The sequence below is a fragment of the Alkalibacter rhizosphaerae genome (assembly GCF_017352215.1).
In the GTDB taxonomy this organism is placed as follows: domain Bacteria; phylum Bacillota; class Clostridia; order Eubacteriales; family Alkalibacteraceae; genus Alkalibacter; species Alkalibacter rhizosphaerae.
Genome location: NZ_CP071444.1, coordinates 2,252,343 through 2,269,834, shown reverse-complemented (window position 1 = coordinate 2,269,834; position 17,492 = coordinate 2,252,343). Strand labels below are relative to the sequence as shown.

14 protein-coding genes and 1 other RNA gene are annotated in these 17,492 nt (G+C 45.7%); 4 read left to right on the top strand and 11 right to left on the bottom strand.

Translation table 11 applies throughout. From position 1 onward, the window contains the following. Nucleotides 1-13: 13 nt before the first annotated feature. From acsD to cooS, 5 genes are all read right to left on the bottom strand, one after another. Nucleotides 14-958, bottom strand: coding sequence for an acetyl-CoA decarbonylase/synthase complex subunit delta (acsD, locus tag J0B03_RS11250; protein WP_207299691.1), 945 nt, complete (start codon nt 956-958; stop codon nt 14-16). Nucleotides 959-971: 13 nt separating this feature from the next. After that, the gene (locus tag J0B03_RS11245) at nt 972-1,745 is read right to left on the bottom strand and encodes an ATP-binding protein (RefSeq protein WP_207299690.1); all 774 of its coding nucleotides are present in this window, start codon (nt 1,743-1,745) and stop codon (nt 972-974) included. Between the two features lie 211 nt (nt 1,746-1,956). Further along, on the bottom strand, nt 1,957-4,083 hold the full coding sequence (acsB, locus tag J0B03_RS11240; RefSeq protein ID WP_207299689.1) for an acetyl-CoA decarbonylase/synthase complex subunit alpha/beta: 2,127 nt from the start codon (nt 4,081-4,083) through the stop codon (nt 1,957-1,959). A 17-nt stretch (nt 4,084-4,100) separates the two neighbouring features. After that, complete coding sequence (locus J0B03_RS11235) at nt 4,101-4,889, bottom strand: ATP-binding protein (protein WP_207299688.1); 789 nt, start codon at nt 4,887-4,889, stop codon at nt 4,101-4,103. A gap of 8 nt (nt 4,890-4,897) precedes the next feature. After that, nucleotides 4,898-6,790 carry an anaerobic carbon-monoxide dehydrogenase catalytic subunit gene (cooS, locus tag J0B03_RS11230; RefSeq protein WP_207299687.1) on the bottom strand — a complete coding sequence of 631 codons (1,893 nt, stop codon included), beginning with the start codon at nt 6,788-6,790 and terminating at the stop codon, nt 4,898-4,900. A gap of 189 nt (nt 6,791-6,979) precedes the next feature. On the opposite strand from cooS, the gene J0B03_RS11225 reads away from it, so the two are divergent. Then, nucleotides 6,980-7,363 (top strand): hypothetical protein, encoded by a 384-nt coding sequence (locus tag J0B03_RS11225; RefSeq protein WP_207299686.1) that lies wholly within the window; start codon nt 6,980-6,982, stop codon nt 7,361-7,363. A 145-nt stretch (nt 7,364-7,508) separates the two neighbouring features. On the opposite strand, the gene J0B03_RS11220 is transcribed toward J0B03_RS11225, so the two are convergent. The 3 genes from J0B03_RS11220 to ssrS all read right to left on the bottom strand — a co-directional run bounded on the left by J0B03_RS11220 (nt 7,509) and on the right by ssrS (nt 10,767). Then, on the bottom strand, nt 7,509-9,623 hold the full coding sequence (locus J0B03_RS11220) for a transglycosylase domain-containing protein (RefSeq protein WP_207299685.1): 2,115 nt from the start codon (nt 9,621-9,623) through the stop codon (nt 7,509-7,511). After that, on the bottom strand, nt 9,620-10,549 hold the full coding sequence (locus J0B03_RS11215) for an RluA family pseudouridine synthase (RefSeq protein WP_207299684.1): 930 nt from the start codon (nt 10,547-10,549) through the stop codon (nt 9,620-9,622). The genes J0B03_RS11220 and J0B03_RS11215 overlap by 4 nt, the downstream gene beginning before the upstream one ends. A 40-nt stretch (nt 10,550-10,589) precedes the next feature. Further along, nucleotides 10,590-10,767: non-coding RNA, 6S RNA (gene ssrS, locus J0B03_RS11210), on the bottom strand. Between the two features lie 141 nt (nt 10,768-10,908). Here ssrS and J0B03_RS11205 point away from each other — a divergent pair. Both J0B03_RS11205 and rpsT read left to right on the top strand, forming a co-directional pair. Further along, complete coding sequence (locus tag J0B03_RS11205) at nt 10,909-11,739, top strand: prephenate dehydratase (protein WP_207299683.1); 831 nt, start codon at nt 10,909-10,911, stop codon at nt 11,737-11,739. Between the two features lie 81 nt (nt 11,740-11,820). Beyond that, entirely contained in the window at nt 11,821-12,081 is a 261-nt protein-coding gene (rpsT, locus tag J0B03_RS11200) for a 30S ribosomal protein S20 (protein ID WP_207299682.1), read from the top strand. A gap of 74 nt (nt 12,082-12,155) precedes the next feature. Here rpsT and holA read toward each other — a convergent pair whose 3' ends face one another. The 3 genes from holA to J0B03_RS11185 are packed head-to-tail and all read right to left on the bottom strand — an operon-like array spanning nt 12,156 to nt 16,130. Then, nucleotides 12,156-13,175 carry a DNA polymerase III subunit delta gene (holA, locus tag J0B03_RS11195; protein WP_207299681.1) on the bottom strand — a complete coding sequence of 340 codons (1,020 nt, stop codon included), beginning with the start codon at nt 13,173-13,175 and terminating at the stop codon, nt 12,156-12,158. Continuing rightward, nucleotides 13,172-15,463 carry a DNA internalization-related competence protein ComEC/Rec2 gene (locus J0B03_RS11190; protein WP_207299680.1) on the bottom strand — a complete coding sequence of 764 codons (2,292 nt, stop codon included), beginning with the start codon at nt 15,461-15,463 and terminating at the stop codon, nt 13,172-13,174. The genes holA and J0B03_RS11190 overlap by 4 nt, the downstream gene beginning before the upstream one ends. Nucleotide 15,464: 1 nt before the next feature. After that, nucleotides 15,465-16,130, bottom strand: coding sequence for a ComEA family DNA-binding protein (locus J0B03_RS11185; RefSeq protein WP_207299679.1), 666 nt, complete (start codon nt 16,128-16,130; stop codon nt 15,465-15,467). Between the two features lie 117 nt (nt 16,131-16,247). On the opposite strand from J0B03_RS11185, the gene J0B03_RS11180 reads away from it, so the two are divergent. Next, nucleotides 16,248-17,492: a D-alanyl-D-alanine carboxypeptidase family protein gene (locus tag J0B03_RS11180; RefSeq protein ID WP_207299678.1), complete on the top strand. Its 1,245-nt coding sequence runs from the start codon at nt 16,248-16,250 to the stop codon at nt 17,490-17,492.

Sequence of the window (17,492 nt, the reverse complement as noted above, 5' to 3'; positions counted from 1 at the left end):
TTTATTATTGTTTTTACGCCAATGCGTTGATGAAGTTTTTCACCGTCTCCAAAGATTTCGGATGTCGCACGATCACCATGTCTGATCCGGAAACCAAACATGCAGTTGCAGTAGACACCTCCATGTGAATACCACGTTCCGTCACGTCTCCCCAAGTCGGTTCATCTTCTTCCGATGCAACAGCTTCTTTTACGGCCCATACATCGAATGCAACCGGTGTGATGATCGGCATTTGAAGGGTTTCATCGTTTTGACCCAAAGAAGCCAGCAAAATACGATCCATGGTGGAGGAAACATATTCATATCCATATCCGGCAGCAGCGCAACCCACATCCATAATGGTCGATTCTTTTTTTACACCAAGTTGGCCCATGAGAATGTTCAACTGTTTTGCCAGGTTGATGTCTACGGAAGATTCAGCTCCAACCTTTTGATTGTAAGCCAACGCGCCTGCGGCACCAACCGTTTTATAGTTTTCTTCTTTTGCGGAAAGCAACAGAATGTTTTTGCCTTCCAGTCCTTCTGATACCTTTTGGAACAACTCTGCATCTTTTTCGTCATTTTTCGAACCGGCAACAACCAGGGGTACGGTAATGGCTTCTGCCACTTTCTTGGCGATTTCAACACATTCGTCCGTGCTTTTGTTTTTACCATTGGGATCGGCGCCTTCAAAACGCAAACAAATGAAATCGGGAGCATATTTCTCTTCTACAAGTTTTGCCCAGGCAGCAGTATCATCTCCCGCTTCCTTATATAATTCTGCAAAAGCTTGGGACCAAGTTGCTGGTGCCTCATCCATGATCTCGATACCGACTTTTGGTTTTTCACCAATGTCCCCATCAAACTTGTAGAAAGGCATGGCGTTTCTACCACCAACTTCAAATGCTTTGTCACCAGTTCCAAGTGATACTTTCTTGATGGTTCCGTTGTACTTCTTGCTCGTTTTCTTGTAACCCAAGAGTAGTCCCTCCTTAAATAATTTGTAGTTTTTTCATAATATCCTTCAACGCAACTTTCGCCGGGCTGTCCTCCGGTAATTGCACTAATGGTTTGCCTGTCGAATCATAATCAAATACATTGGAGTCCAATGGGATCACGCCGATCAATTCCAACTCCTGTCGTTGGATCTCTTCCAGTATGGATTCCGTCAGCTTGCCTTCCGGTGCCTTGTTGACGATCAGCCCCATTTTGGGAATGTTCATTTTCAATTCTTCTGCCAAGACTTTTACCCGTCCTGCCGCCTGGATGCTTCGATGGGAATAATCGCTGATCAACAGCAGCAAGTCGATTTTTCCCATGGATCCTCTACTCAAATGTTCTAATCCAGCTTCGTTGTCGATGATTACATGGTTATAATTGTCGCTGAGGATCTCCAGTTGATTTTTGAGAATACCATTGACATAGCAATAGCATCCTTCTCCCTGACTTCTCCCCATGACCAACATGTCGTATCCGTCCCCTTCCAAGACCGCCTGGTTGAGGCGCAACTTGAAAAAATCCGTTTTGGACATACCGCCGGGGATCACGTTGCCTTCCCGTTCCGCCCAGTTCACCTGCTCCCGAACGTCGCCAATGGTCTCGTCTGCTTCCATTCCCAACACTTCGTTCAAATTGGAATTGGGATCTGCATCTACAGCCAATACGGGACCTTTGCCAGCTTGTATGAGAAAATCGATCAGCATACCGGTCAAACTGGTTTTACCGGTTCCTCCTTTGCCTGCAACAGCAATTCTTCTATAGCTCATTTTTCTACCTCCTCGATCATGTCGTAACAATTACATTTTATCATCTTTTGTCTCATATTAGAAAATTTTATGGCGAATTGTTACTCCATGAAAGATTTTTTGTATTTCAAGCCATTCTGAGCCAGGTGATTAACCAGTGGATCTATGATTTACTCAGATAATGAATTGATTATGGGGACGGTGCGATCGCACCGGCCCCAATAATACGTTATTACATGATTGGATCTAAGGTCAATGCCGGATGTCCTTTGGATTCCAGGAATTCCAACACGGTTTCCGATTCGCTGGCAATGGTCTCATCACAGATCATATCGGTGAATCCATCGATGCCATACATCTCTTTTGCAGCTGCATCCAATCGGTCTCGAACATCGTCCTTCAATTCTTTAGGCATCCATACGATTCTGGCCAAGCCGCCTTCTGCACTCATGAATTTTTTCGATCCAATAAAGTGTCTTCCGTGACCCATGAAACCAGGAGTTTGGACTCCACCGCCTGTCATGGAAGCCAGATCTCCGAAAGTCATTCCAACTGGTGTGATATCCCCAAACTCACGGTTGACGATAACCACTCCGTTTGCTTCCGGCATGATTCCGCAGATACACTCGAAGCATCCGCATGAAGTCATTGGATCTTCCATGATGCTGTACAAGGACACTCTGGATACTGCTCCCTGAGAAGCAACATCTACTGCCTTGCTGACTTCCGTCCAGATTCCTTTTTCTTCGTCTTCCACGCCGTCTTTGGGTACTGGTTGACAAGCTCCCGTAGGATCCAATTCTTTGGTGGCTTTTGCATCCAGCCAGCTGACCGCACCACAAAGACCAAGTCTCTCCGGAGTTACGATGCACACGTGAGCCGGTGCAAAGGACTGGCAAAGTGTACAAGAATAGAAAGTATCTACATTTTCGTCAATAAGGGTTGCCAATCTCTCGTCTCTGGCCCGATATTTCGGGAACGCCAACTCTTGCTCCAGTTGTTCGACTTGAGCCTTATCTGTATAAATGGTCACTTGACACTTGTCTACTACTGTATCAAATTCCGCCTTCATCTTTGCATAAATAACTTTTCCGATATCCTTCAGTCGCAGACCTCGTTCAAAAGATTCCTTGCCTACACGGATCCAGGCAATGTTGCGCTGTCCAATATGCATAACGCCTTCAATGTAGTTCATGAAGTAGTGCAATCTTCTCTCCAAAACTGGTTCAAAGTCTTCTTCCATGCTTTTACCGGCCACATCGACCACGACAGCAAATGGTAGATTATACGGTACCTTGTCTGCGGTATCGATATCCGGTCCGACCAACTCGATTTTGCCATCTTCGATGCTGGCCATATCTTTCATGCGAACCAATTCCCAAGCTTTGGTTTTACTTCCGCCAAATTCAGCATACATGTCGTTCTTGCGAATTCGTTCACCCTCGAAGGCAGAGGCTACACCAACAGGAATGTCGATCTTGGTTACTTTGATCTTGATGTTGCGTACTTCCAAGGATGTTTCGATCACCTTGCTGTTGTCCGGTTGATGCAACAACAGGGTCGGCACTTCATTAATAAAGGTTTCTGTAACTGCCGGGAATCCCAGTTCAATGGCTGCTGCTCCAGCTGCAATGATCTTATCGTCCCAATCATCAAATACATTGACGAATGCTTTCACACGATTTTTTGTGTATGCTTTGTGAGCTTCGAAATCGCCCGGTTCCACAGCCCCAAAAATCAAACTGGCTCTGATTGCTACTGAAACTACGTGAATGACCGACTCGATCTCATATCCCAGGGAAATGACTCGAAGGTCGATGCCCATTTTTACATTTTCTTCGATCGCCTGATCGATGACTTCACCTACCAGGAAAGTCAACAGCCCTTTTTCCTGATACTCTTTAATGATGTCAGCCGCTGTTTTAGAGTCTTTGCATTTACCGATAATAACGGCAACACCTGGAATGTCCTGAGTTACCAACGGTACACCAAATGCTCGGATCTGTGCATCGGTCAAATGTCCCTGCAATGGTGCCTTGTAAGGTTCATCATCCAGCGTATATTTTACTGCCTCGATGATTTCCGCCAACATGGCTGATGCAGTTCCTGCATCCAATGCATTTTGAAGTCTGTTCCCCTCATGAATAAATCCCTTGGCCAGGTCCAAAGCCTTTTCCAATTCGCCTGTAGTCGTTATTTTCTCCCCTGTTATGGCGTAAATCACAGGAAGCGCATATGCAGTGGATGGGAATTTCACCGGTGCATCTTTCCCTTTTTCCTCAATGACCTTCTTTACCATGTTTTCCGCCAAGTCCAGGTATTGATCCTTACCGGAGTAGATAATCTTAAACAGATTCATTCTGCTTTCCTCCTATTCTACTTTTCCTTATTTTTAACATTTCCGATCAGTTTTTCCGCAATTTCTTCGATGTTCTTTTTCAAGCTTTCACTGGCCAGATAAGATGACGTGTTTTCCCGGTCGGAAACGCTGATGGTTTTATCATAGTAGATAAATCCCAAGCAATTTTCTTCTCCAACCTGACGTTTGATGAAATCTTCATCTTCCTTGTCATTCAACTTGTTGCCGATCACCATGACGTTTTTCACGCCCAAATCTGCGGATAGTTTCTTTACCGTCTTGAACGTTTGAACGCTCCGTTCGCCCGGTTCTACTACGGTGATGAATGCGTCTACTGAATCTGCAGTCCCTCGTCCCAAATGTTCGATGCCGGCCTCCATGTCCATGATCACTACATCCTTCTCCCGTAGGATCAAGTGGGATGTCAGCCGCCGAAGCAATACATGTTCTGCACAAACACATCCGGAACCACCGACGTCTACGCTGCCCATGACCAGGACTTTGATGCCTTCAAAATCATGTGCGTAACGCTCGGGGATATCGTCCACTTTTGGATTCATTTTAAATGTTGTCCCAAAAGTCCCCGGTTTTGCTCCCGTCCGTTCCTCCACCAAGCCATTCATTTCCGATATGGGGATGATCTTCTCCGCCAGCTTGACGTCCATTCCCAAAGCAAGTGCCAGATTGGCATCCGGATCGGCATCTACTGCCAGGACCCGGTAGCCGTTCTCTGCAAAATACCTTGAAAGTGCTGCCGAGATCGTCGATTTCCCCACGCCGCCTTTTCCAGTGATCGCAATTTTCATTTTTACACCTATATTCCCAATCTGTCTCTTTTTTCTTCCATACGATCCAAAATCAATTGTGCACATACGACAGGATCTTCTTCAAACGTAAATCTCGCGCCGACTTTTTCTTCGATGGTGTTGGTCAACATGTCCGTAAAATGTTCGGAACCCAAAACTTGCGGCGTAACTCCCAAGTAGGTGTCGATACCGGAAGTAACAACATAAGTTCCAATGGCTACGGCTTTTTCACTCATCCACTCCGGTGCTACACCAACGACCGGCAGATCCGAATTGTCCAAGCCTCTCTCTATCGCTACACGTCCTACGATATCCAAGATTCTGGAGATGTCTACACAAGATCCCATGTGAAGCACCGGCGGAATGCCGACACGTTCGCAAACTTCCTTGAGTCCTCGTCCGCAAAGTTCTTTTGCTTCCATGGTCATCAGGCCTGCTTTGGCAGCTGCCTGGGCGGCACATCCTGTCGTAACAACGATGACGTCGTTTTTGATCAGTTCTTTCATGATGGTGACATGGCTCTTGTCGTGCTTGACTTGCGGATTGTTGCAGCCAACGATCCCTGCAGCTCCACGAAGTACGCCGGCCCAGATAACATCCGACAAAGGTTTTACAGTATTGAATACATCAGTATGACTGTTTACGACCTTGTCCAGATGCTGAATGACCGTTTCTACGCTGTAGCCTACCAATGCCTTGCTCTTCGCTTGGGGGATCAACACTTTGGATCGATCTCTGTTCGCGTAGTTCATGATCGCTTCCCGCACGATGGTTTTTGTGGATTCCAAAGCATGTTCTTCGCTGAATTCTATGTAAGTACTGCCTGTGATTTTTGCTTTAGGTGAAGTGGTGATAAACTTGGTGTGATAGCAGTCGGACAATCTTGCCAATGCCGGGAAGATGCACTGAACATCTACAATGACGGCTTCCATGGCGCCAGTCAACACTGCCAGTTCCTGCTGATAGAAGTTTCCTGCAATTTTTACACCGTGTCGCATGGTCACTTCGTTACCGGTACAGCACATGCCGACCAGATTGATGCCATCTGCTCCGACTTCTTTCGCCATAGCGATCATTTCCGGTTCTTCTGCCGCCAACACGACCATTTCAGAAAAACTGGGGTTGTGACCGTGTAGCAATATATTTACCATGTTTTCTTCGATAACGCCAAGATTCGCTTCCGTTCCTCTTGCTGTGGGAGTTCCAAACATGATGTCACTAAGTTCCGTTCCGATCATGGATCCGCCCCAGCCGTCTGCCAAGGATGTTCTCATGGACATTTCCAGCATGCTGTCCGCATCACCGGTACAGCCAATGTGAGTGGAGTGCATCAAAGTAACTACTTCCCGGTCAATGGCTCTCGGCTCGAAGTTCTTTTCTTTCCACAACTTTTGTCTGGGTTCAGGAGCTCTTGTGATGAACCGTTGGGTCCCAAAAGGCTTTCCGAATTCATTGAGTGCAATTTCTGCCACTTCATGGGCGATATCGTCGTTTTCGCGACCTTCTGTTTCTACTCCCCATTCTTTTGCCAGGTTCAACAGTTTGCCTACATCTTTTACCTTGTAGTTTCCATCTTTGTTGGACATGTGCATGACGGTGGCGATCTCTCTTGCATGATCGGAGTGGGCAGAGGTTCCTGCTGCTACCATTCTTGCAAAGTTTCTGGATACGATGACATCGGCAGTCGCTCCACAAAGACCTCTTTGGGCGCCTTTACCTTCCACCGGACTGATACGGCATGGTCCCATGGCACAGATCCTGCAGCATAACCCCTTGTCTCCAAAACCACATTTGGCCTTCATGGCCTGCTGTCTGTCCCAAATCAGTTCTGCTCCATCTGTTTTTGCTTTTTCCGTCAAGCTCGCGCTTACCACGTCGAATTCCAAGACTTCATGACTCATTTTTTTACCTCCCTTTAACATTCAAGCTTATTTTGACAACCAATCAAATGAAACTTGTATATACAACTTAATGTATGATTAGTTATAGTGTAAAACGAGTAGAACTATTTGTCAATATAATTTGAAATGAAATTGATATTTTTTTGATAATGTGGTATCATAATATTATAAATAAAGGAGGGATTACAAATGAGTCACATCAAATTCGAAAACCCGTACCAGCTTTATGAAAAATGCGCTTGCACCATGCAGGTTCCTCTAAAAGAGATCCTTGCAAAAAAAGAGAAGGATGGATACCTTTTAAGTTATAGCGTCACCTGCCCAAGCTGTGGGAAGGCAATAAGCCAAAGCCTTCATATCACTGAAAAACCACTGGATTTCAGTGATCATGTGAATGCATTCAAGATCATGCCGGCCTTAAAAGACGAGTTGGCTGTGGTAAAAATGGATTCCATCAAGGGAAGGATCAAAGACGGCGAACCATACTTTTACGGCACTTATAAACACCTTCGATTCTTTGATAATGTCATTCAAGAAGACTTTCATAAAATCGATTACATGAAAACCTGGTAATTTGATATATCTAAAAAAATTGAAAAATAGACCATTTTTTCGTTAAATTTACGTCAATATATAAGACACACTATATCTTAAAAAATAGGATATAGTGTGTCTTATTCGCGTTTAATATCTCATTAATCCGGTCGAGTTTGCTCATTTACGATGTAAAATATCGATATAAAAAGTCAAACCAGGGATGATCCATGCACGATTCCGGTACCTGATCCTCCCGATAAAAGCGCAAAGTTTTATACTGAGGATCACACCAACCTTCTACAAAAACCTTGCCGCTTTCCTCATCTACATACACGCCGACCATCATGCGTTGTTCAAAAAGAGATCTTTCCTCCGGTGTTACTTGGATCTCGGTAATCATGTTTTCTAAAACAAAACCATTTTCCAACAAATGATCCCATCCAGCATCCGTCGCTACGACAATGGTCTCCTCTTCATATCCGTGGGTCGGCGATCCATGCAGATCTTCCATTAGACCCGCCTTTTCTCCTATAGTGACATAGGTGCCATAGACGGCTGCCGCAACGCTGCTTCGACCGTTTACAGGCTTTGCATCTTCTCGTCCGATCCATACCGTCGTTACCAGATCTCCAGTAAAACCGCTGAACCACAGATCCCTGTTTTGAGAACTGGTTCCGGTCTTGCCTCCAGTTTCCAAGGGGTTTGACGCTTTGCTTCCCGTTCCCGACACCACATTATGGATCAATATATCCCTCATGTAGTTCGCCGTATCCGCGAACAACCAGGACGTTGGTTTTGCATTGCCCTTTTCGTACAGTACTTCTCCCCTTCGATTTTCAACCCGCTGGACGAAATAAGGACCCGTTCGCATTCCTTCATTGACAAAACTGCTGTAGGCAATCGAAAGTTCCAAAGGCGTCACCCCATAAGTCAGCCCACCCAATGCCGTTGCAAGTCCATAATCTTCCTTGGTGAGATGTGAAAACCCGCCTCCTTGAAGATAAGTCATCGTGGATTCCACGCCCAGTTTGTCCATCACCTGTACCGCGGGTACATTCAAGGACTGCAAGATTGCCTCTCTCGGGGTAACATAGCCTCGATATAATCCATCGACGTTGGAGGGTTGATAATCGCCAAAACGGGTCTTTTCATCCAATAACAAGGAATCGACGGTCAAAACCGACTGATCCATTGCTGCCGCATAAATAAACGGTTTCAATGTGGAACCAGGTTGCCTCGGCTGACTGGCCATGTCCACTGGAGAGTCTCCCCCACAATACGCCAGAACATCCCCGGTTTTTCCATGGACCGATACCAATACACCATCCGCCTCCGGCAATCCGGATGCCTTCAATTGACTTTCCATGGATTTAAATGCCACTTCCTGCAACTGTGAATTCACGGAACCGTACAACACCAATCCAGCCCGCTTTAAATACTCCAGTGCTTCTGGACCGGAAAACCCTAAAGTACTTCCGTACTCCAAAATCATTTGCTCCACCACTGGATGATAACCCTGGCGAATACGTCCCACGCTATCCGTCGTTTCTTCCGGTAAAACGCTCCACTCCTCCGCTATTGCATCTGCCGCTTCTTCCAAAGAGATAAGATTCTCCGCAACCATCCTGCGAAGTACTTTCTCCTGTCTGGATCTTGCCTTTTCCTCGTATCGATTGGGTTGATAAGCACTTGGTGCTTGAGGCAGACCGGCCAACAAGGCAGACTGGGCCAGCGACAGCTCGCCCACATCCTTGCCAAAATACTTCCGGCTGGCTTCCTGAACGCCATAAATACCATCGCCCAGATAAATTTCATTGAGATACATTTCAAGGATCTGTTCTTTACTGTATCGCTTTTCCAATTCTGCAGCAGTTTTTGCCTCCATGATTTTTCTGGTCAAGGTCTGTTCCGTCGATATTTCGTCGAATAGATTTCGGACCAACTGTTGGGTAATGGTACTTGCTCCTTCTACTATTTCCCCGTTTTTTATATTGGTGATGGTTGCCCGAACAATGCCGAGGACATCGTACCCATGGTGGTTATAAAAGCGGCCGTCTTCGACAGCGACTACAGCCTCTTTCAAATGATCCGGCATTTGGTCCAATGTGACATAGGTCCTGTTTTCCGAATACAGTTCACCAATAAGCTCCCCATCCTCCGAATAAACCAGGGTCTTTTGATCCGGTCGATATACGAAATCCGACAAATCCACTGATTTTACCGACAACAGGTACACCGCTCCGGTCATTGCGACCATGAAAAACAAAACAAGCAGTCCAATTCCAATTTTTTTCATAGGATCCTCCTTGTTTCCATCAAATCCGGCCATCCCATCCGATCCATGCAGACTTTCATATCCTCCGGCAAAGGAGCACGAATCACAAGACGTTTTCCTGTTCTTGGCTGGATCAAACGAATTTCTCCACCGTGGAGAGCCTGTCGATCCATGCCAAATGTGGTGCCTTCCGGATTATAAAGGGTATCACCGATCAAGGGGTGACCGACGGCCTTCATATGGACCCGTATTTGATGAGTCCTTCCCGTTTCCAAGTACAATCGGAGCAGGGTTGCCTTGGAATCTCCATACAATGTCTCATAGTGGGTCGTTGATGATTTGCCAGTTTCCATAACCGTCCGAATGATGGAATCATCAGACGGCCTTCCTATGGGAAGATCCACTACACCGTTGGACGGTTGAACACTTCTCTCCACCAATGCATAATATACTTTTTCCACTTTTTTGTCCTGCATTTGATTTTGGATATGTTGATGGGCAAATTTGCTTTTGGCAATGACCACAACCCCTGTAGTATCCCGATCCAATCGGTTGACGAAACGGATCTTTGCTGCGATCCCACTCTTCATGAAATGGTGAGCAACACGATTGGCCAAGTTATTGTCCGGATGTCCTTTTGTCGGATGAGTCACCATGTTTGGTTCCTTGCTCACCACCAAAATATCAAGGTCCTCGTACAAAACATCCAGCGGTTTGTCTTCTCCTTCTACATCTACCGCTTCCTCCGGCATTCGAACCTCCAAAACTTCCCCCGAACGAAATACCTGGTCCAATCTCATTTGCTTTCCATTGATGTAGAGTGCTCCTTCTTTTTTGACAAATCGAAGCAAACGGGAGGAAAACCCGCCTTCTTCTTGCAAGTAACCCTTGATTTGCTTGTCGAATCCTTCGTTGCTAAAGATCATGACGTTATTCGTTTCTTTCACGGTCGTTCCTTTCTTATAAAAAAATAAGCACCGAAAGGTGCTTATTCCCGAAATGTCGTTGCCTGGATTTTGACGCCTAGAAATATTCTAGGTGGGTGTCCTGTTCCAATCCTCTGTCTTCCTCTCAAGGAGGCTTGACATCCTATTGAAAACGTCGAACTCCCTGTTCAATGTTGTAGGTTCAAAATACCAGGTCGATTCGAGCATTTCAGGAAATTTTGTTTCTTGTTTTATTAACTTCATTATAAACTAAAAGGTCTTTAATTGGAAGTTAATATTTTCCATTTCCTCGTTTTTTCAAAGGTTGCTTTAATGTTCGTCATTTTATATAATCAAGGGAAAAGGAAAAGGACGATCTCATGACAAACATTACCGTAGCATATCAAGGCGTGCCAGGTTCATACAGTTATCAAGCCATGAACGAATATTTCGACGATAAGATCAACAGCATCAATACCATGTTGTTTTCCGACGTTTTTGAATCGGTGGAATCCGGAGAATCAGATTTTGGCATTCTTCCTTTTGAGAACTCTACTACAGGCGGCGTTTACGAAGTATTCGATCTACTCGCCAATCGAGATCTGTTTATCGTTGGGGAACGTTGCATCGAAGTAAAACATCATTTGATGTGCATCCCTGGCTCGTCATTGGATCGGATCCATACTGTTTATTCTCACCAACAAGCCCTGGATCAATGCAGCCGATTTATCCGGGATCACAAAATTACACCCATCCCAACCACCAATACAGCGGTCAGCGCACAACTGGTGCGGGAAAAACAAGACCCCGGTCTGGCATCCATAGGCAGCCTGCTCGCCGCAAAACTCAACGAATTGGACATTTTATCCGACAATATCAACAATTATTCAAACAACATCACCAAATTCATCATACTGTCGAAAACCCGGATGCCCAGTGAAAACGCCAATAAACTGAGCTTGTTTTTTACCACTCCACACAAGCCAGGTGCATTGTACACCGCTTTGGGGTATTTTGCCCGTGAAAATATCAATCTCTTAAAACTGATCAGCCGCCCGGCGAAGAATACTCCTTGGGCGTACTCGTATTTTGTCGACGTGGAAGGAAACATGGAGGATCCGGCAGTTGCCAGAGTCCTTGAGCTGTTAAAAAAGAACAGTCCTCAATTTAAAATATTGGGCAACTACGTCGCTCACAACCTGGAAGTATAGAAATGAAAAAATAATCCTTGTATTCCCTCTCTTCTAATGATAAAATGTCTAATGTTATAAAGAATGAGGGGTGGTGAAAACATGGCAAATATTAAATCCGCTATGAAAAGAGCGCAACTTGCGGAAATTCGGACAATGAGAAACAAGAGTGTCAAGACTGGAATCAAAACCAGTATCAAAAAATTCGACGTGGCTCTTGAATCCAAAGATCCAGAAGTCGCATTGGACGCTTTTAAAACTGCTGTCAAAAAGCTGGACAAAGGTGTATCAAAAGGTGTTCTGCACAAGAACTCTGCAGCCAGAAAAAAAAGCAGCTTGGCAAGAAAATTGAACGCAATGTAACCCCTCGCGTATTTCCCACACCGTGTCTAAAAAAAGACTACTCACGTAGTCTATTTTTTTTGCCAAAATCCGCTTCATCTCAGATCAAATATGAGCATTTCAAGAAGCACTTTGGGATCATTCTTTGTGCTCTTGAGCAAACGGTCGATATCAGCACAGCGTTCGTAAGCTTTCTTGAGTTTCTCCAGAGAAAAATTCCTCCCCTGGCGTAGGGCGTTGTTGATCATGAAGGGGCGGAATCCCGTTGTGGACGCGATATGCTCCGTGGTATAACCGCGTTCTTTCAACAACTTGCTTCGATACAGTATTCTCAGTTGACGGACCATCATGAACAAGATTTTTGTCGGATGTTCACCCACTTCAAACAAATAGTCGAGGATCTCCAGGCTTTCTTTTACCTTTCCCGTTCCAAGAAAATCGACCATGCGGAATATGCTGTGTTCCACTCCTCGAGACAGAACAACTGCCACATCCTCCGATTCAATTTGAACCCGTTCACCAGCGTAGGCAATGATCTTTTCCAGTTCGTTGTCCACGTCCTCCAAGTTCATCTTACTGTCTTTATCCAGGTATTCCAAACCTTCCACCAATGCATTCATGGCAAGTCGGTCCACTTTTTTTCCGGCAACCCGGATTCTTTTGGCGATCCACTTTTCCAACTGGATCCGATCCACTCGGTTCGTTTCCACCACGACACCATGTTCCAGCAATGCTTTCGTCAATTTTCTTTTCTTGTCGATCTTTCTGGAAAGAAAAACAAGGCACGTGGCATCATTGGGGGTTTTTATGTATTGGATCAGGGTATCCGCATCTTGATCCGGGATGGACCCGTGAAGCAAGTTGCCTTCTGCAACCAGAACCATTCTTTTTTCACTCATAAAGGGCATGGTCTCGCTAAAAGCAACGATGTCCTGCACTGTATGGGTCTTTTCATCAAAGCGAATGTAATTGAGCTGTTCAAAGGCCGGATCGATCAAATGGGTTTTCAAGTTTCCGGCCATCATTTTAGAAATTTGGTATTCCTCTCCGCAAAGCAGATAAACCTTTGCGATCTTGTTTTCTTTGATATTTGCATTCAGTTCCTGATATTTCATTCCTGCTCCTTTACCAGGGATTTCCCCCGGATCCTTATTCCATCACTGGTGAATACGACCGCACCGTGGTGGTCTGTCCGATAGTATTGTACCCCTTTCGACTCCAGTAATTCAAGTGTTTTATCCCCGGGATGGCTGTATTGGTTGTTTTTTCCAACACTGATCACGGCAAAGTCCGGATCTATCTTTTCGATGAATTGAGGAATGGAAGAAGTATTGCTTCCATGATGGGCAATCTTCATCACATGGCTTTTTAGATCTTCTCCATTACGCAGCACGGTTTCCTCCCCAAGTCTTTCCACGTCGCCAGTCAATAAAAAAGCAGTTTTGTCGTACACGATCTGAGCAACCAATGAACTGTTGTTTGGATCAGTATAGGACTGTCCATCAACAGGATGCAAAAATTTCATGCGGACTTTTTTCCCAAGATCCATTTCCATCCCTCCGTGTACTTTTACAACAGGAATCTTCTGCCGATGGGCCTCCGCAATTAGATCTCCGTATGCAGATTCCGGCTCCAGGCTGTTGATGACGATCATGGATACTTCCACATCATCCATCAATTCCCAAAGACCCAAAGAATGATCCGAATGGGAATGGGTGCAAACCATCACATCCACCTTGTCGATCCCTGAATGCAGCAATGCCTTCAGCACCACTTCTTCGCCTACCTTTCGGTATGAGCTACCGCCCCCGTCCACCAGGAGCGTTTTTCCACCTGGAAGTTCCGCGATGATGCTGTCTCCCTGCCCAACATCCAAAAATGTGATCTGCATGGAAGGATCAAGAAAATCTTCCATGATCGGGACCCATATCACCATTAAAATCAGAAGTAGGGCCAATCTTTTTTTCCAGCGAGACCTGATATAAAAGTATCCGCAAAGAAGAAACAACCAAAAATAAAAGACGAGCATTCCCCAAACCGGCAAGGAGGGTGCCATCCAACTGTGAAAAGGCATCTTTCCCACAATGCCGACGATCCGAAAGATCCAGTGGATCAGAAGATCTGCTCCATCAAAGCCCCAGCCTGCAACGGGCCCCATGCCGATCCAACCAGCCAGACAGCTTAATAGCAAAAGGATCAATACCAGAGAAGCCAAAGGCACCACCAATACGTTGATCCATACGGAGAGCATGGGGATCCGGTGAAACAACTGTACCACCATGGGAATAGAAAAACAAAACACAGCGCCGGAAAGCAAGAAGGGACTGGCCAATTTGGCCAGTCGCGGGTGGAGTCTTTCCCAAAATCGGACAAGAAATCCATGAAACAACTGTATGGCGAAGACTGCAGCATACGAAAGTTGAAAAGAAGCCGTTGCAACGGTGTACGGATTGTACATCATGGACAAACACCCAACCACTGCCATGGCGTTCAAAGAATCGTAATGGTATTTCCGGCACTGGGCCAAGAGATGGATCATGGCCATGCCGCCTGCTCGGACCACAGAAACGGAGAATCCGCACCAAAAACCATATACCAGAAAAAAACTTCCAAGAATAAGCAACATCAAGAAACCCGGCATGGACAATCGGCGAAGCATACCGGATAGAAAAGCATACAAGATCCCTATATGAAGTCCGGAAACGGCCAGCACGTGCGAGATCCCGACTCTGGAAAACAGATCCGCTTCGGATTCATCCATTCCCTTTTCACCAAAAAGAAGTCCTTTTGCAAATGCCCCATTGGGAGGGCTCAGTTCTCTTTCCAGCGTTTGCATAAAGAAGGTCCGCATTTCCACCAACCGTAGCATGATAGGTCTGTTTCCTCCTGATGAAATCAGTATTGGTCGTCCCGATCCATAAAAAACCCACCCGATCTTTTTGGCCAACAGAAACTTACTGTAATCGAAACCTCCAGGATTTCGAAGCCCATCCGGCTTCTCCAACCGCCCAGTCAGTCGTATCACATCTCCGAGATCCAGGTTCTCTTCCCAATCGACAGGATCTGAAAAACATTGGAACCTGTTGTTGTTGCTTTGATCCTCCAATACAAACTGGACCTGATCTTCTCGAATTTGTACAAAGGAAATGATTTTTCCGGTCACTTCTTTTCCATCGCTCTCAAAACTTCGGACCGCCTGCCTGGGGATCCACTTGACCTGCAGGATCAACACCGAAATAAACAACATGGAAATGATCAGAAAACGCTTTTCTTGTGTCCGATGGATGAATACTCCAAATATCAAAACTAAAACGAACAACAAGCCCAAAATCGCATTTCTTTGCATCATTGCTGAAAACAACAAGATCCCTTGGAAAAAGAGCAGCAAAAACAATCGGTTCACTTCAGCGTACCCCGATCAACTCTTTGATATTGGCAAAGGTGGCTTCCCCGATGCGATGAACATTTTTTATTTCTTCAATGTTTTTGAACCCGCCGTTGGCTTGCCGATAAGAAACAATGTGATCGGCAATGACCGGACCGATCCCCGGCAGCGACTCCAGTTGATCCTTCGTCGCCGTATTTATGTTGATCTTTCCATCATCTGCAGGCATTATGGGCTCTTCCGGCATGATTTCTCCAATCGGCACCGTTTCTCCCTGGGCCAGCCGCTGCTTCAAACTCCCCACCACCACCTTTTGCTGATCCAACAATACCGCTGCAAGATTAATGCTCTCCAAGTCTCCATCGGCATTCATTCCACCGGCCATTTCCAACGCTTCATATACCCTGGCCCCGCTGGGAAGGCAAACGACTCCCGGACGGTTGACTTGTCCGGAAACGTGCACGAAAATTTCTTCAGGAATTTCCGTCTCCAATTCCTCATCTTCATTCTCTGCGACTTCATCTTCCAACAAATTTTCCGAAACCTGCTCTGACGGCGGTTCTTCCAACACCACCGGAAGATCGCGATCTCTTCCAATCAGAAAAAAAATTCCCAAAGCAATGATCAAAACCAGCGGCAGATACACTACAGGCAGCGTTTTAAGTTTTTCCCACAATTTATCCATGTGATCCCTCCACCCTTTTATTCCACTTTTCCCCCCCATCTCCTTCATGATTTCTTTGATTTCTTCTTATTTATTTTGTATACTATACCATGTATAAACGATTTGGAGGTTTGCCCATTGAAACGAAGAATTTTCTTGTTTTTCACGTTTTTTATACTGTCATGGACAACCGTTTCCGCCCAACCTTTGGTGGAAGCTCCGGCGGCCATTCTGATGGACGGTCATACCGGACAGGTTCTTTACGAAAAAAACGCAGACCAGCAATGCTACCCCGCCAGCATCACAAAGTTGCTTACTGCCCTGCTATTTATTGAAAATGTTTCGTTGGATGAGATCCTGGTCGTAGGGGACGATGTCCCTTATCAAATCGAACAAGGGAGTAGCCAGATCTATCTGATCCCGGGAGAAAAACTTACCGGAGAACAGCTGCTCCATGCCCTCCTCGTTGAATCGGCCAACGATGCCGCCGTCGTTATTGCGGAACACATCAGCGGCAGTGTGCCGGCTTTTGCAGAAAAAATGACCCGGCGTGCGAAAGAACTGGGAGCTGTAAACAGCAATTTTGTCAATCCTCATGGTCTTCATGACGAGAATCATGTAACTACGGCAAAAGATATGGCATCGATCATGAAAGAGGTTTTGACCCATCCGGAATTGACGGATGCGCTGGTCACTCGTCATTATGTGATCCCCCAAACAGAACACCAGGATATCCGATATTTGTGGACAAAAAACAAACTCTTTCAATCCACTTCAGGCACTTATTACAACGAGGACGTCATCGCAAGCAAGACGGGTTACACCAATCAAGCCGGCAATACACTAGTCAGTGCTGCACGTCGGGATGGTCAGTTGCTGATCACCGCAGTGATGCAGTGCGTTGGACCCATGACCTATGCAAGCACCAATCAGCTTTTCGAATATGGATTCGATTCCTTCTCCCCTCTTGTCCTGTTGGAAGAAAAACAGGTGGTGGATTCCATTCCCATCGGCGACCGATCGTTGGATTTGTTGGCAGCTGACCCCTTTCGTTATACTCTTCAAATTTCCGAAACCAACAAGGTGGAACAAATCCTGGAAGTTCCCGAAGAGCTGGATCTGCCGGTAAAAGAAGGCGAACAAATCGGCAACATTGTCTATCGGCTTGGAAATACGGAAATTGGACGGATCGGATTATTGGCTGCGGAAACGGTGGAAGCGCCTTTTCATTTAGGCAAGTTTTTGCTGAATGGGTCGATCGTCCTATTGGCTTTGCTGGTCCTTGTATATTTGATCCTTCGCATTTATGTTTATCGTGTCAATCAAAAGATCCGAAAGCGAAAAATGGCAAAAAAAAGAAGAAGTGAATACGCAAAGTTCTGA

What these genes read in the sequence shown, in the direction of transcription:
- J0B03_RS11245 (WP_207299690.1), bottom strand. Translation starts at nt 1,745, where the DNA reads ATGAGCTATAGAAGAATTGCTGTTGCAGGCAAAGGAGGAACCGGTAAA.
- acsB (WP_207299689.1), bottom strand. Translation starts at nt 4,083, where the DNA reads ATGAATCTGTTTAAGATTATCTACTCCGGTAAGGATCAATACCTGGAC.
- J0B03_RS11235 (WP_207299688.1), bottom strand. Translation starts at nt 4,889, where the DNA reads ATGAAAATTGCGATCACTGGAAAAGGCGGCGTGGGGAAATCGACGATC.
- cooS (WP_207299687.1), bottom strand. Translation starts at nt 6,790, where the DNA reads ATGAGTCATGAAGTCTTGGAATTCGACGTGGTAAGCGCGAGCTTGACG.
- J0B03_RS11225 (WP_207299686.1), top strand. Translation starts at nt 6,980, where the DNA reads ATGAGTCACATCAAATTCGAAAACCCGTACCAGCTTTATGAAAAATGC.
- J0B03_RS11220 (WP_207299685.1), bottom strand. Translation starts at nt 9,623, where the DNA reads ATGAAAAAAATTGGAATTGGACTGCTTGTTTTGTTTTTCATGGTCGCA.
- J0B03_RS11205 (WP_207299683.1), top strand. Translation starts at nt 10,909, where the DNA reads ATGACAAACATTACCGTAGCATATCAAGGCGTGCCAGGTTCATACAGT.
- rpsT (WP_207299682.1), top strand. Translation starts at nt 11,821, where the DNA reads ATGGCAAATATTAAATCCGCTATGAAAAGAGCGCAACTTGCGGAAATT.
- holA (WP_207299681.1), bottom strand. Translation starts at nt 13,175, where the DNA reads ATGAAATATCAGGAACTGAATGCAAATATCAAAGAAAACAAGATCGCA.
- J0B03_RS11185 (WP_207299679.1), bottom strand. Translation starts at nt 16,130, where the DNA reads ATGGATAAATTGTGGGAAAAACTTAAAACGCTGCCTGTAGTGTATCTG.